This window comes from Aggregatibacter sp. oral taxon 513, from assembly GCF_018128305.1.
Taxonomy (GTDB): Bacteria; Pseudomonadota; Gammaproteobacteria; order Enterobacterales; family Pasteurellaceae; genus Aggregatibacter; species Aggregatibacter segnis_A.
In genome coordinates this window covers 660,087-673,568 of sequence record NZ_CP072381.1, presented here as the reverse complement: position 1 = coordinate 673,568, position 13,482 = coordinate 660,087, and the positions used below count along the sequence as shown (strand labels likewise).

Annotated in this window: 13 protein-coding genes; 6 read left to right on the top strand and 7 right to left on the bottom strand. The window is 41.1% G+C overall.

What is annotated here, in order from left to right:
* Positions 1-19: 19 nt before the first annotated feature.
* Genes mscK through seqA form a run of 3 tightly spaced genes read right to left on the bottom strand, consistent with a single transcriptional unit; the run spans position 20 to position 5,393 of the window.
* Positions 20-3,346, bottom strand: a complete 3,327-nt coding sequence (gene mscK, locus J5A60_RS03315) for a mechanosensitive channel MscK (protein WP_212510565.1) — start codon at positions 3,344-3,346, stop codon at positions 20-22.
* Positions 3,347-3,348: 2 nt separating this feature from the next.
* On the bottom strand, positions 3,349-4,770 hold the full coding sequence (gene menE / locus J5A60_RS03310) for an o-succinylbenzoate--CoA ligase (RefSeq protein ID WP_212510564.1): 1,422 nt from the start codon (positions 4,768-4,770) through the stop codon (positions 3,349-3,351).
* Between the two features lie 5 nt (positions 4,771-4,775).
* On the bottom strand, positions 4,776-5,393 hold the full coding sequence (seqA, locus tag J5A60_RS03305; protein WP_109103675.1) for a replication initiation negative regulator SeqA: 618 nt from the start codon (positions 5,391-5,393) through the stop codon (positions 4,776-4,778).
* Positions 5,394-5,479: 86 nt separating this feature from the next.
* Here seqA and J5A60_RS03300 point away from each other — a divergent pair, with 86 nt between their 5' ends.
* The 6 genes from J5A60_RS03300 to J5A60_RS03275 all read left to right on the top strand — a co-directional run bounded on the left by J5A60_RS03300 (position 5,480) and on the right by J5A60_RS03275 (position 10,908).
* Positions 5,480-6,280, top strand: a complete 801-nt coding sequence (locus J5A60_RS03300; RefSeq protein WP_212510563.1) for an alpha/beta fold hydrolase — start codon at positions 5,480-5,482, stop codon at positions 6,278-6,280.
* A 119-nt stretch (positions 6,281-6,399) separates the two neighbouring features.
* Positions 6,400-6,678 carry a LexA regulated protein gene (ybfE, locus tag J5A60_RS03295; protein WP_109859187.1) on the top strand — a complete coding sequence of 93 codons (279 nt, stop codon included), beginning with the start codon at positions 6,400-6,402 and terminating at the stop codon, positions 6,676-6,678.
* Between the two features lie 8 nt (positions 6,679-6,686).
* Positions 6,687-7,211, top strand: a complete 525-nt coding sequence (gene fldA / locus J5A60_RS03290; RefSeq protein ID WP_109859043.1) for a flavodoxin FldA — start codon at positions 6,687-6,689, stop codon at positions 7,209-7,211.
* Between the two features lie 19 nt (positions 7,212-7,230).
* Positions 7,231-7,671, top strand: coding sequence for a ferric iron uptake transcriptional regulator (fur, locus tag J5A60_RS03285; protein WP_006717619.1), 441 nt, complete (start codon positions 7,231-7,233; stop codon positions 7,669-7,671).
* A 168-nt stretch (positions 7,672-7,839) separates the two neighbouring features.
* Positions 7,840-10,497, top strand: a complete 2,658-nt coding sequence (gene gyrA / locus J5A60_RS03280) for a DNA topoisomerase (ATP-hydrolyzing) subunit A (RefSeq protein WP_212510562.1) — start codon at positions 7,840-7,842, stop codon at positions 10,495-10,497.
* 60 nt (positions 10,498-10,557) lie between these two features.
* Positions 10,558-10,908 carry a SirB2 family protein gene (locus J5A60_RS03275; protein ID WP_048749600.1) on the top strand — a complete coding sequence of 117 codons (351 nt, stop codon included), beginning with the start codon at positions 10,558-10,560 and terminating at the stop codon, positions 10,906-10,908.
* A 29-nt stretch (positions 10,909-10,937) separates the two neighbouring features.
* Here J5A60_RS03275 and yciH read toward each other — a convergent pair whose 3' ends face one another.
* The 4 genes from yciH to J5A60_RS03255 are packed head-to-tail and all read right to left on the bottom strand — an operon-like array spanning position 10,938 to position 13,475.
* Positions 10,938-11,255, bottom strand: coding sequence for a stress response translation initiation inhibitor YciH (gene yciH, locus J5A60_RS03270; protein ID WP_048749598.1), 318 nt, complete (start codon positions 11,253-11,255; stop codon positions 10,938-10,940).
* 6 nt (positions 11,256-11,261) lie between these two features.
* Positions 11,262-11,954 (bottom strand): orotidine-5'-phosphate decarboxylase, encoded by a 693-nt coding sequence (pyrF, locus tag J5A60_RS03265; protein WP_048749596.1) that lies wholly within the window; start codon positions 11,952-11,954, stop codon positions 11,262-11,264.
* A gap of 34 nt (positions 11,955-11,988) precedes the next feature.
* Positions 11,989-13,179 (bottom strand): lipopolysaccharide assembly protein LapB, encoded by a 1,191-nt coding sequence (gene lapB, locus J5A60_RS03260; RefSeq protein ID WP_212510561.1) that lies wholly within the window; start codon positions 13,177-13,179, stop codon positions 11,989-11,991.
* On the bottom strand, positions 13,179-13,475 hold the full coding sequence (locus tag J5A60_RS03255; RefSeq protein ID WP_006717608.1) for a LapA family protein: 297 nt from the start codon (positions 13,473-13,475) through the stop codon (positions 13,179-13,181). Before J5A60_RS03255 ends, lapB begins: the two co-directional genes overlap by 1 nt.
* Positions 13,476-13,482: the final 7 nt, after the last annotated feature.

Below are 13,482 nucleotides of genomic sequence, written 5' to 3'. Positions count from 1 at the left end.
CTTCTCTCTTTAATTCGATTTATGATTTCACTTCCACCAACGGCATAATCGCGCCGGTATCTTGATTTTTGATAAAGACATCAAGCTGATTGAAAGCGATCTCAATGTTATTTTCCGCAAACAATTCGTTAATACGGCGGTTTAACGCATCAATGGTATTGGTGCGCTCAGAGACTTGAGAAACATAAACTCGTAATTCATGATCCAAAGTGCTAGCGCCAAAACTGAGGAATAAGGCGCGCGGTTCCGGATCTTTCATAATATTGGCTTGTTCTGCTGCCGCTTGTAACAATAAGCGTCTGACCAAGTCTAAATCGGAACCGTATGCCACGCCAATGGAAATCACCACACGAGTAATCGTGTTAGACAATGCCCAGTTAATGACCTGTCCGGTCACGAAAGATTTATTTGGTACAATGACTTCCTTACGATCAGGATCGATAATCGTAATCGCACGAATACGGATTTTCGCTACCGTGCCGGTCACATCGTTAATGGTCACGGTATCACCAACCCGAATCGGACGTTCAAATAAGAGAATGATACCCGACACGAAGTTCGCAAAAATTTCCTGCATACCAAAACCGAGACCTACAGAAAGTGCGGCGAATAACCACTGCAATTTTGACCATGACATGCCCAAGGTGGCAAAAGCCCAAGCCCCACCAATGGCAACTAACGTGTACGTCAATAACGTGTTGATAGTATAAGGCGTACCTTGTGATAACTTCACGCGGGAGAAGATCAACACTTCTAAAATCCCCGGCAAGTTGCGCACTAAAATGTAAGTAATACCGATAATCACTAACGCAACAAGTAAGTTAAACAGCGAAATACTTTCGGTTACCACACCGGCTTCTGTTGTCGTTGTTTGCTGCCATAAGGTAATGTCGCGTAAGTAACTTGCTACGGTGACTAAATCCGACCACACATAATAGAGAATCGCAAACAATGCCGTCCAAATGAATAAATCGGCAAAACGTAACAACTGACTGCGCACTTGGTTGACCGCCATGCCTTCTTCTTGCTCGCTCACCACCACAACATCATCGGAAGGCGAACCATCATTCAACTCAGCCGCTTTTTGCTGACGTTTTTCTTGTAAACGACGATAAGCCAAACGCTGAGAAGATACTGTGATCGCACGGTATATCGTATGGCGCGCCAACGACCAAACCACCCAAGCGATGTAGGTGTTAATCATATGATTAATTAAGTTTAGTGCCGTGTAGTAATAACCGAGAACCACCAATACGATTAACCCGACCGGCACTAATTGCAACAAGATGCGGACAATTTTTAAAAGCAGTTTATCGCGATGATCGTGGCTTGTTTGACCAAAGGCTTTTGACGCTTTGCTAAAACGTGGTGCAATGATGACGATACAGAAAACTAATGCGATGATGGTATTCACTTCTCCAAGCACATCATCCGCCAAACCGCTTTCCATTACGTCACTAAATACCGAAGTATTCAATAACAACACCACGGTAACAATGATGCGTTTTGTAATGGCTTGCAGTTTTTCAGCCGCATCCTGCGTGAAACCGAAGTGGTGTACCAAAATGCCATTTGGACGTAACACCGCAAGGACAAAAGTAAAAAACCACCAATACGCCGCCATACTCAACGACCACTGCCAAAATTCCGCAGGGTTTCTCACGAAGAAGAAACCAAACAACTGACAAACGGCCAAGAACCATAATGTTGACGATAACGAAATAATGCCGGTAAACAATAACGCCATAGGGGTGTGCCACTGGCTATCGGTTCTAAGGCGATTAATTTCACTGTTGATAGAGGCTAATTTTTGTTTAATAAAGGTTTTAAATCTAAAGATAATGCCACCAATAAGCACTAAAATCGCCACATAGGTCAGCAAATAAGGCAAATTATCAAAATTACTCGGAAAACCTAATTTTTTACTGATTCCCTCAAGTTGCTCGCCAAGCGACATAGGTAAATTCTTAAACCACGCTAAATTAATCGGGTTATTGCTTTTTACCCAAAAGCTTTGTTGATCCAATTTGGCTTGAATTTGATCACTGATTTGCGTAATTTGTTGCTGTGTCAATTCTAAAGAAATCGCTAAATTCAGCTGATTATTTAAGGACTTAATCACATCTGAAGCAATTTTACGGCGCTCTGTCAACAAATTGATGAGCTGTGTTTTTTCCGCCTCAGTAAAGGTTTGATTCTGATCCGCTTGAACTTTCGCTAAGTAAGCATCTAAATCGTATAACTCATTACGGCGTTGGGTCATATCAAAAATTTGTACACGCAAATCGGCAATTTGTTTTGATAATTCTTGGATATTCAAGTTTGTCGGTAATTTTTGTTTTTGTTGTTGAATAATCCGTGATAGCACTAATGTGCCTTGCAACGCACTAATTTGCTCATCAATGGTGCGCTGCGTTTGGGTTAAGCTATCCAACACACTACGCATACGCAATTCATCTTGCGTCAAGGCGTTGGTTTTTTCCGTTTGTTCCAATAAAAATTGGCTCAGTTGCGCATTACGCTCCAATTCTTTCTGAATATAATTATTTTTGACCGCACTTTGACTTTGTTGCTGTACTTGATCAACCTGATTTTGTGTTTGTGCCAAATGCTGTTGATTAATCGCCTCTTGAATGGCCGCAATCTGTTGTTGTAGCACTTGCGCACGAGCGTTTAATAAGTCATAACGGCTTTGATATAACACCGTCAGCTGATCGCTGTTTTTCAACAAAATTTGATTGTAATTATTTTTCAGCTCAATCAGTTGTAACTCTAACTGAGCCTGCTGTTTCAATGCTGCTGAAGTCGTACTATCGCCAAGCTTTTGATTAAGCTCTTGCGCACGCTTCAAATTGGCGGTTAATGTGGCTTGCGCCCGCTCGGATACTGAGCTTTGCCCCGCCAATTGGCTATTCACTGTCCCTAACGCCGATTGCGTTTCCTGTTGTTGTTCGATTAATTTTTCAAGCTGAGCTTGTAAATCCGCTAAGCGGCGAGATTGATAATCCGCAGCTGTGGCGGTATTTAACTGTTTTTTCAGCGTTTGTAATTCGGCATTATTCTTCTGAATCTCAGCATCCGCCCCATTCAATGTGGCTTGTAGCGCCTCATTGGTCTTTTGCTGCGCTTGAATTTGTTGCAATAAATCCAAAGAGGTTTGAATGTCTGTGACCAACGTTTGTTTTTCATCACCATCCGGCATTTTTTGTGCGGCGGCGAGATCTGCCTTGAGACTTTTTTCTGTTGGCAAAGACAGGGTATTTTGATCGGCAAAGGCACTTTGTGACACCGCCATATTTAAAAATAAGGCAGCACAAAGTGCGGTTAAAAACGCGTTTATTTTCATATTTATCCTAATTGTTTCGCTAGCCAGCCTGCTAACGTTTTCCGAGAAACTTTGATTGCACCGTCGCTTAAATTTAACGGCAATTCATAATAGGCAACAGGTTGTTTAAAACGTTCCAATCGCCCTTGTAAAAATCCGTTCAGATTTTCCACCGCACTTTTTGTCGGCTCCCGCCATTCCACAATGGCTACCGGTCGTTGACCAAACTCCTGATCGGTGACAGGCAATACAAAAACCTGTTTGACTAAATCAGACTGTAAAATCAGTTTTTCAATTTCTTCCGGCTGGATGTTTTCCCCACCGGAAATAAACATATTATCAATTCGCCCTGAAATCACAAGTTCGCCATCGTGCCACACGCCTTTGTCTTTCGTTGCAAACCAACCTTGTTCGTTAAGAAGAGAAACGATGCGGTCCTGTTGCCAATAACCTAACGCTAAGCCTGCACCGCGCAACCAAATTTCCTCATTGTGCAAACAGTATTCACGTCCGGCTAAGGGCTGCCCTACCCCGTTTTTTTCATCGCTTTGTTTAGCAAACACCGTAGAAGCCATTTCTGTCATGCCATAACCGGAATAACTTTTCACGCCAAGACGCTGCAAAGCTTGCGTCAGTGCTAAAGGAATATGTGCCCCGCCAAGCAATACGGCGCGTGTTTGTATCGCCGTTGGTTTTTCCTGCAAATACTGTAACCAGCGTTGCACTTGCGTCGGCACCAAAGAAACGTGGGTCACCTGATTGACTGCCGCATAAAAATCTTCGCCAGGTAACACTAAAGTTGCCCCTGTTGTCAACCAACGCCACACAATGCCCTGACCGGAAACATGATATAACGGTAATGAAAGCAACCATGAATCTGCCGCACCAAATTGCATTAAATCACATACGCCTTGTGCGTTTGCCAAATGTGCTTGCACATTATGCACAACGGCTTTTGGCAAGCCCGTAGAACCCGACGTAAGCGTCATAGTAGCTGGTTGCGTCAAATTAACGGGAAAATCACCGAAAAAGTCTATTTTCTCTGCCTGCTTTATGGCATCCGAAAAAGTAAAAAAACACCTGAAAATCTCACCGCACTTTTGGGATTCAGCAACACATTCTGCATGATCTGAGGTAAAGAAAAAATCCACATTATAGGCTTGACAAAGTGCAATACGTTTTTCCAGAGGAAACATGGGGTTGAGCATTAAAACACGGGCACCGATTTGAATCGCGGCTAAATAAAACAGCACCAGTTCTAGGCTATTTTTCCCACACAAAGCGATGCCATTTTGGGGCTTCACACCGAGGTGTTGCAAATAAGTGGAGATTTGCTGTGTTTTTTCGAGAAGTTGTTGCCATGTAAAAGCGTCGCCTTGCAAAACTTGCAAGGCGATTCGCTTGGAAAATAAGGGAGATTGTGCAAATTGACGACCAAGTGCCATAAGATTTAATTTGCCGTAAAAAATGGCCGCACTTGATCAATTAAATATTCCGGCAAATGCATGGACTGCATAGCCCCTTCCAACATGAGCATTTTACGACCACTGTTGGTGTTCGTGATCACCCAATATGGCGTATCAGGAATTTGTTTCGGTTTGGTGTGATTACCCGCCATCAGCAAAGTCCCTTCATCACGGGCAAAGTAAACGCGGGTGCGCCCTTGTAACGATTCCGTTGCGAGGGCAAAACCTTCCGGATTGGTACGGTATAAAATCGTTAAAATATTTAAGAAACGAATGACCGCTTTATTCTCTTGTTTAAATTCTTCAGAATTGAGCAAAGCCTCCAATCGGCTAATGGTTTTTTGCATGACTTCGTCAGATTGCTTTTTAAGCACCGGTTTATTGATTTCTTCATCAAAAACAGGTTGTTGCTCAGTTATCTGCGGTTGCTCATTAGAAGACGTGGTTGCCATCGTTGATTGATTTTCCGGAAGGCTAAAATAAGCATTACGCGGAGAAAGATTTAATAAACGGCGTAAAATATCCGATGCACTTTCGCCAATAGATTGCGTGTTGCCGGCAATGTATTGATAAAGTTCTTCGTCCACTTCGATAATTTTCATTTTCTTTCTCCACTTGCTTGATCTATTTAAGCTTTTCGCACATTATAGCGAGCTATTAGCAAATTCTCTAGCCCCAAATTTAGCCGATGAAAAAATTACTCAATTTTCAATTTAATGAATTAAAACAAGCAATTAACAAACCTGTTTTGGTGTTTATTCACGGTTTGTTCGGCGATATGAATAACTTGGGTGTGATCGCACGCGCATTTAGTGATGATTATTCTATTTTACGGGTGGATTTACGTAATCACGGCTTGAGTTTTCATAGCGAAGACATGAATTATGATTTAATGGCAAAAGATGTAGTTGACGTGATTCATTCTTTGGGCATTCGTGAAGTGATTTTAATCGGGCACTCCATGGGGGGAAAAACCGCTATGGTTTGTGCAGCAAATTATCCTGAATTAGTAAAACGCTTAGTGGTCATTGATATTGCACCTGTCGCTTATGGCGAACATGGACATGATGATGTATTCAACGGTTTATTTGCCGTAAAAAATGCACAACCCCATACCCGTCAAGAGGCTAAGCCCATTTTAGCGCAACATATTCGCGATGAAAGTGTACAACAATTTATGTTGAAATCTTTTGATGCCTCAAGTGACAATTATTTTCGCTTTAATTTAACCGCACTTAAGCGCAATTACCCCCACTTAATGGGCTGGGAATCTTGCCATATCAAACAACCTTGTTTGTTTATCAAAGGCGGCAATTCATCTTATATATTGCCCGAATATACCGATCGCATTTTATTCCAATGCCCACGGGCGACCTCCTTCACCATCAACGGCAGCGGGCATTGGGTTCACGCAGAAAAACCGCAATTTGTTATCCGTGCAATTACGCATTTTTTAGATAGAATTAATAGCTCAGATGAATCCAAATAGAATTTCATTTGGTGTTGAATCTATGGTATAGTTCACAACAAATTTCGTTGTGGCTTATCATTATCACTTTCTGAATAATTCTTTATTCAACGTGATGAACACGCCAGTGGTTAATTAAAATGGCAAAACAAGATTCTGACTGCATTACTTTAGATTTATTTAGTGAAATTCGTAGAGTTGGGCGTCCGAAAACCAATCCACTGAGTCGGGAGCAACAAATTCGTATTAATAAACGCAATCAATTAAAACGTGATAAATCCTGTGGATTAAAGCGTGTCGAATTGAAATTGCATGCGGATTTGGTTCAACAACTAGAAGATTTAGCATCCACTCGAAACGTGAATCGTTCCGAGCTAATCGTAGCAATTTTACAAGATTATTTTAACGTTAAGAAATAGGTAACAAGATGGCTGTTGTCGGCTTATTTTATGGTAGTGATACAGGCAATACTGAAAACATTGCCAAAATGATTCAAAAACAATTAGGTAGCGAATTAGTTGATATTCGTGACATTGCAAAAAGTAGCAAAGAAGATATCGAAGCGTATGATTTTCTTCTGTTTGGTATCCCAACTTGGTATTACGGTGAAGCGCAATGTGACTGGGATGATTTTTTCCCAACATTAGAACAAATTGATTTTACCGATAAACTTGTTGCGATTTTCGGCTGTGGCGACCAAGAAGATTACGCCGATTATTTCTGTGATGCGATGGGAACAATACGCAATATTGTTGAACCTCACGGTGCAATTATTGTTGGTCACTGGTCAACCGAAGGTTACACATTCGAATCATCACAAGCATTAGTTGACGATAATACCTTTGTCGGATTATGTATTGATGAAGATCGTCAACCGGAATTAACGTCTGAACGTGTCAACAAATGGGTTAAACAAGTTTATGACGAAATGTGTTTAGCTGAGTTAGCTTAATAGCAAAAAAGGAGCTGTTATGTCTGAAGAAAACATCAAATTATTAAAAAAAGCAGGATTAAAAATCACCGAACCCCGTTTGACGATTCTTGCTTTAATGCAAAAACACAGTGAACAGCATTTTTCTGCGGAAGATGTTTACAAAATGCTATTAGAAAATGGTGCAGACATCGGTTTGGCCACGGTATATCGTGTTTTAAACCAATTCGATGAAGCAAAAATTTTAATTCGTCACAACTTTGAAGGGAATAAATCCGTCTTTGAATTAGCACCAACACAGCATCACGACCACATCATTTGTACCGATTGTGGAAAAGTGTTTGAATTCAATGACGAATTAATTGAAAGTCGCCAAAAAGAAATCAGTAAACAACATGGCATTGAGCTTTCCAGCCACAGCCTGTACCTTTACGGAAAATGCAGCGATATCCATCAATGTTCAGAAAATAACAAAAAATAATTACAAATAAGGCGGTCTTTGAACCGCCTTATTCATATTAAAAACATATCAAAAACCGACCGCACTTTTCTCGTCTAAAAATAAGATTTTCCTTAGGGGAAAATGCCTTGTTGTGCTATAATTACGCCAATTTTTTCACTATTAAATTTAATGATTAGGAAGTTCTAAATGTCTGATTTCGTCCAAGATATTACGCCGGTCAGTATTGAAGAAGAGCTGAAATCTTCATACCTCGATTACGCCATGTCCGTTATTGTAGGACGTGCCTTGCCTGATGTACGTGACGGCTTAAAACCGGTACACCGCCGCGTGTTATTTGCTATGCACGAAGGGGGCAATGCCTACAATAAACCTTACCGTAAATCTGCCCGTATTGTGGGTGACGTTATCGGTAAATACCACCCACACGGTGATAGCGCGGTATATGATACCTTGGTGCGTATGGCGCAACCTTTCTCCTTGCGTTATATGTTAGTGGACGGTCAAGGTAACTTCGGATCTGTAGATGGCGATGCGCCGGCGGCGATGCGTTATACGGAAGCCCGTATGACCAAAATCGCCCACGAATTATTGGCAGATCTCGATAAAGAAACCGTCAATTTTGTGCCAAACTATGATGGTTCGGAACAAATTCCTGAAGTATTACCAACCAAAGTCCCAGCCTTATTGGTCAACGGTTCTTCCGGTATTGCGGTAGGGATGGCGACCAATATTCCACCACACAACCTAGGCGAAGTATTAGACGGTTGCTTGGCTTATATCGAAAATAACGACATCACCATTGATGAATTGATGAGTCATATTCCCGGCCCGGATTTCCCAACAGCCGCATTGATTAATGGTCGTAAAGGTATTGAAGAAGCCTATAAGACCGGTCGTGGTAAAATTTATGTCCGTGCCCGTGCGGAAATTGAAACCGATGAAAAAGGCCGTGAAACCATCATCGTTAACGAAATTCCGTATCAAGTCAATAAAGCCAAATTAATCGAAAAAATTGCGGAATTCGTCAAAGAGAAAAAAATTGAAGGCATTAGCGGTTTACGTGATGAATCAGATAAAGACGGTATGCGTATCGTCATTGAAATCAAGCGCGATGCCGTGGGTGAAGTGGTATTAAACAACTTGTATGCCCTCACGCAAATGCAGGTCACTTTCGGGATTAATATCGTAGCATTAGACCACGGTCAGCCGAAACTCTTGAATTTAAAACAACTCATTGAAGCGTTTGTGTTACACCGCCGCGAAGTGGTGACCCGCCGTACCATTTTTGAATTACGCAAAGCCCGTGAACGCACCCATATTTTGGAAGGTCTTGCTATTGCGTTAGCCAATGTGGATCCAATTATTGAGCTAATTCGTCAAGCACCTAATCCTGAAAGCGCCAAACGTGAATTACTTGCTCGTCCATGGCAACTTGGTCATGTGGCAGAAATGTTGGCAGCAACAGGTGTAGATGCCGCTCGCCCAGAAGATTTAGACGAGCAATATGGCATTCGTGACGGTTTATATTATTTAACCGAAGTCCAGGCCCAAGCCATTTTAGATTTACGTTTACAAAAATTGACCAACTTAGGTCATGACGAAATCCTAGACGAATACAAAAAATTACTGGAAGCCATCGGCGAATTGCTCTATATCCTACGCAGTCCCGAACGCTTAATGGAAGTGATTCGTGAAGAGCTGGAACAAATCCGAGAACAATTTAACGATCCGCGAAGAACAGAAATTACCGCCGCTTCCGGTGACATTAATTTAGAAGATTTAATCGCCCAAGAAGATGTGGTGGTGACACTTTCTCACGAAGGCTATGTGAAATATCAGCCAATTAGCGATTACGAAGCACAACGCCGCGGTGGCAAAGGTAAATCGGCAACGAAAATGAAAGAAGAAGATTTCATTGAGAAACTCTTAGTTGCCAATACTCATGACACCATTCTCTGTTTCTCCAGCCGTGGACGCTTATATTGGTTGAAAGTATACCAACTTCCGCAAGCCAGCCGAGGATCACGCGGACGACCAATCGTCAATATTTTACCGCTCAATGAAAATGAACGTATTACCGCCATTTTACCGGTGACCGCTTACGAAGAAGATAAATTCGTCGTCATGGCAACCGCCGGCGGTATTGTGAAGAAAATTGCGTTAACCGAATTCAGCCGTCCACGTTCTAGCGGTATCATTGCGCTGAACTTACGCGACGAAGATGAATTGATCGGTGTAGATATTACCGACGGCAACAATGAAATCATGTTGTTCTCTTCCCAAGGTCGCGTGGTCCGCTTCAGCGAATCCGCTGTGCGTGCAATGGGGCGTTTGGCGACAGGGGTACGCGGTATCAAACTCGCCTTAACCAATGATCTGAATGACGATGAAAGTGCGGTTGAAATTGAAGATGTTTCTGACGATAACACAGAAGAAACCTTAGATCTCAATATCGATAAAGTCGTTTCTTTAGTCATTCCAAAAAACGATGGCGAAATCCTGACTGCGACACAAAACGGCTACGGCAAACGGACGAAGTTAGAAGAATATCCGACCAAGTCCCGTAATACTAAAGGGGTGATTTCAATTAAGGTGAGCGAACGTAATGGCAAAGTCGTTGCGGCAACACAAGTGGTTGATACCGACCAAATCATGTTAATCACCGATGCCGGTACCTTAGTTCGTACCCGCGTAAGCGAAGTCAGTATTGTCGGACGTAACACGCAAGGTGTTCGTTTAATCCGCACAAGTGAAAATGAACATGTTGTGAGCCTAGAACGCATCTGCGATGTTGATGACGAAGAAGGCGAACAAGAAAGTGCGGTAGAAAATACCGAAGAATAACAACATAAGAGCATTTTAAGGCAGCAGTGTTTTATTGCTGCCTTAAATATTGGGGGATAAATGGATATTTATTTAGTTTATTTGCACATTATTTGTGCCTTCGTCAGCCTCGGATTACTCATTATTCGTGGTGCTATGCAGTTAACGAAGAAAGACTGGCGAGCAGTCAAATCGTTGAAAATTCTACCGCACTTAATAGATACCCTATTGGTTTTAAGCGGTATTATCATGCTATTTATATTTAACTACGGCTTACCGGTGTGGATTATTGCGAAGACGGTATTATTGATCGGTTATATTGTCTTCTCGGCAAAATTTTTCAGCAAAAAACAATTGCAAAATCAACCGCACTTTTTCTTCTTGGCGCTTGTATTACTGATAGCCACGATCCTAATCGGTTATTTTCACTAAAATAAAAAAGTGGGTATCAAACCCACTTTTTATCCCCCGGCTAATTTCACCTTGTAGCCTTTCTGCTCCAGTAGCTGTTTCAGTAAATCACGTTTTTCACCCTGAATTTCGATGGTATGATTTTTTACTGCTCCGCCACACCCACAACGTTTTTTTAGTTCCGCGGCTAAGGTTTTCAATTCGGTTTCGGCTAATCCAAGCCCGGTAATAATGCTCACACCATTACCTTTACGACCACTTTTTTGCAGTTGAATTCGTACGATACCATCACTTTGTGGAATCTCTTCCTGCGGTTTATCGGCTTTAATCCGTCCTACTTCAGTAGAATAAACTAATTGATTTGTCATAATAAATTACGCGATAGAAGCGTTAATCGCTTTCAATACCTCTGCCGGATTTTCAGCCTGCGTAATTGGACGTCCAATGACCAAATAATCAGAACCTGAACGAATAGCAGCAGCTGGTGTCATCACACGGCGTTGATCACCAAAATCGGCGCCAATCGGACGAATGCCCGGTGTTACAAGCAAGAAGTTTTCACCACAGTTACGACGTAAAATTTCCACTTCCTGCGGAGAACATACCACGCCATCTAAACCTGCACGTTGGGTCAAATGCGCTAGACGAATCACCTGTTCCATTGGAGAGGCATTAATGCCAATTTGCAATAAATCCAAATCTTCCATACTCGTTAACACGGTCACCCCAATTAATAATGGCGCATCTTTTCCATAAGGCTCAAGAATTTTTTTCGCTTCCTCCATCATACGCAAACCACCGCTCGCATGTAAATCCACCATCCAAACACCTAAATCAGCCGCAGAACGTACCGCTCTTGCCACGGTATTCGGAATATCATGAAATTTCAAATCAAGGAAAACATCAAAATTACGCGAATGTAATTGCTTCACAAAATTTGTTCCAAGAGTGGTAAACATTTCTTTCCCGACTTTTAAACGACAATTTTGTGGGTCAAGCTGATCAACTAACGCTAAAGCATCGGCTTCTTTTTCATAATCTAATGCGATGATGACTTTATTTGTCATAGTTTTCTCCTTACAGATAAGCAATGTTAGCGGCTTAATCATGTTCAATCGCGCTAACCGGTTTAATCGTTTCCCACTGACGACAAGAGGGACAACACCAAATTAATTTATGGGTTTGATAACCGCAATTACTACAACGATAATCAAAAGTTTGTTTAATGCGCTCTCCCACCATTTTATGTAGCAAAATTAAACTATCCTTCCCTCTTCCATTTTCCGCATCATCAATTTGATATTGAATAAAGCGGTGAAAAATAGGCGTAGCCGGATTTTGTTGAAGTTGTTGGTAAAGCTTAAGTTGTGCCGCAGCAAGCCCATCTTTTTCTTCAATAAGATCAGCTAACATCAAGGATACTGCACTATTATGATTTTTTTGATTGGCTTTGATGAGAAATAACTCAAAATTATCTAACTGATTTAATTTTTGGTAGCAGAATTTCAAGGTATTTAAAACTTCACCTATATAATCAGAATTTTGTGTCAAAATATTTTCTAAAATATCGACCGCACTTTTATAGTTTTCTTGTTTAATCGCTAAATCAGCAAGCATTATGGATGCCCTAGCACAACTAGGAGAAACCTTTAAAGCTTGTGATAAAATCTGTTGAGGATTTTCTTTGCTATCTTGGGGTAAATTGCGCACGTATTCACAATAATAGTGTGCCAATTCGATATGATTTTTTTTAGGAGAGATTTTTGCAAGCTTTTCAGCAACATTAATGGCTTTTTTCCATTCTTTCGTTTTTTGATAAATAATCGCCAGCTGTTGTAATGCCGCCTCGGCAAATTCGGGCTCATCAACCATTAAAATATAAAGATGTTCAGCACGATCAAAAAAACCTACTGCCATAAAATCTTTTGCAAGTTGTTGTTTAGCAAGCAATTTTTGTTCAAAGGTATAATGTGGGCTATTATCTAATGCTTGATGAATTCGTAATGCACGATCCACCTCACCTCTCGAACGAAAAAGATTTCCTAATGTTAATTCGGCCTCAAATTGTGATGAACTATTAATTTCATTTTCACTTTCTTGTTTTTGGAGCATATCCAAAAATAAATCAACTGCTTTATCTGTTTGATTAGCTAGTAAGAAATTAACCCCAGTTACATAATCACGGGAAAGTTTATTACTTATGTCCTCCTGATCCCTTTTAGCACTACGATGCCCCATATACCAGCCATAAGCGGCAGCAATAGGTAAAAGAAGGAAAAGCAATTCAAGCATTATTGAGAAACCTTATCTCTGCTATTTGTTAATTCATTAATTTGCAGAGTTTGTCGTTTAATCTGACGATTTAATGCAATATTTTTAAGTTTTAGTTTGATGTAGAAAAAACCGGTAATAAACCAACCAAGGATAAGCCCCAAGCCGAATAAAATAGCAACCAAGGTAGAAAGTTGGAATTGACTTTGTGCGACAATATAATTGAAGGTGATCACTTGATCATTATTTGCACCTACGGTGACAGCAACCAGCACAATAGCTAACACGATGATTAATCCGAAAATATATTTAATCATTTTCTTT